The sequence below is a fragment of the Cellulosimicrobium sp. AB352 genome, from assembly GCF_049538415.1.
Taxonomy (GTDB): domain Bacteria; phylum Actinomycetota; class Actinomycetes; order Actinomycetales; family Cellulomonadaceae; genus Cellulosimicrobium; species Cellulosimicrobium funkei.
In genome coordinates this window covers 1-924 of sequence record NZ_JBMVFX010000047.1, presented here as the reverse complement: position 1 = coordinate 924, position 924 = coordinate 1, and the positions used below count along the sequence as shown (strand labels likewise).

Annotated in this window: 1 protein-coding gene; it reads right to left on the bottom strand. The window is 73.6% G+C overall.

Annotated features, from left to right (window positions below; genetic code table 11):
• Positions 1-924, bottom strand: a 924-nt coding sequence (locus tag ACPCUX_RS18765; protein ID WP_423389392.1) for an Ig-like domain-containing protein, incomplete at both ends; no start/stop codon positions are given.

Below are 924 nucleotides of genomic sequence, written 5' to 3'. Positions count from 1 at the left end.
GCGGACTCCGAGACCGACGCCAGGCGCAGGTCGTCCCCGTTCGGGTCGGTGTCGTTGCGCAGCGGCTCGACCGTCACCGGCTGCCCCGCCGGGACCACCACGTGGTCGCTCACCGCGACCGGCGGCTGCGGACCGGGCACCACGTCGACCAGCAGCTTGCCCTCGAAGGACAGCTCGCCGTCGGAGACGAGCAGGGTCACGATCTTGCGCCCGGTCGAGCCGCCGCCGTCGCGCAGCTCGACCGTGCCGTCGGGGCGCGAGCGCACGTCGTCGCCCGCGACCGTCGCGGCCGCCGACGCGAGGTACAGGTCGTCGCCGTCCGGGTCCTTGAAGAAGGGCAGCACCTTGATCGTCGCGGCGCCGCCCTGGGCGACGCGCAGGACCGGGTCCCCGGTCTGCTCGGGGGGAGCGTTCTCGCCCCAGGGGGACACCTTGAGGGTGACGCCCGCCTCGGCGACGCCGCCGCGGCCGTCGGACACGGAGTACCGGAACGACCCCGTGCCCTCGGCGTCCTCGGGGACCACGGCCTGGAGCGCGGCGCCGCCCATGATCGTCTGCACGGTCGCGTTCGACGGCGAGTCCCCGACGAGCGACGCCGTCATCACGTCCCCGTCCGGGTCCACGTCGTTGCCCAGCACCGGCAGGATCGTCGTGCGCCCCGGACGCACCCCGAACGCGTCGTCCTTCGGCTGCGGCGGCCGGTTCGGCTGGGACCGGTCCGCGATGAACTGGTCCACCTGCTCGGGGTTCGTCAGCTCCGCGTCGGCCTCCTCGCCCTCGGCCTCCTCCGGCATCTGGACGTCCCAGTCGTCGACCTTCTGGTACTCGTCCGCCGCCATCCACAACGTCCCCGCCGACAGGTCGTTGAGCACGATCACCTGCCGGTTCACCCGGTACTCCAGGCGGGTCTGGGGGTCGAGCCCC